This is a genomic window from Pseudomonas onubensis (assembly GCF_965653655.1).
In the GTDB taxonomy this organism is placed as follows: Bacteria; Pseudomonadota; Gammaproteobacteria; order Pseudomonadales; family Pseudomonadaceae; genus Aquipseudomonas.
Genome location: NZ_CBFHAZ010000252.1, coordinates 1 through 466, shown reverse-complemented (window position 1 = coordinate 466; position 466 = coordinate 1). Strand labels below are relative to the sequence as shown.

Sequence of the window (466 nt, the reverse complement as noted above, 5' to 3'; positions counted from 1 at the left end):
ACGTAAAGAGATCTGAAACGGCAAGCTCGCGTCCGAATTTCTGTTCTATGCGCTCGGCAATCTGCGATAACTGTAATGAATTTGCTCCCATATCAAAATAACTGTCAGCGAGGTGAACCTTTTTCCCATTGAGCACATCGGAAAAGATAGACAGTAATTCCGTTTCAATTTCATGAATGGGAGTCTGTCCGGACGTTTCCGGGCTGCTCTCCAAATATTCATTGATGGCGGCAGACTCTGTTGAAAAATTCCCTGCCTCATACTGTCTGGCAAGTTCGTAGCGTTTAACCTTTCCGCTGGTTGTTTTAGGGAGTTTTCGGATCGGAAGGACATCTGTTATGCTCCAGCCGCCCCGCTTGAGCAAATGCTTTTTTATCTCTTTGACAAGCGGTGCGAATTTTTCAGGTGATTTTTTGTAAACAACAAAGAGCACGATTTCTCCGCTTTGTGTCTTTTGATCATATAC

The 466-nt window shown here is 44.2% G+C and carries 1 protein-coding gene; it reads right to left on the bottom strand.

The features are described 5' to 3' along the window. Positions 1–466: phosphopantetheine-binding protein (locus ACTD9P_RS29825; protein ID WP_438870446.1), on the bottom strand; the 466-nt coding region annotated here is incomplete at both ends.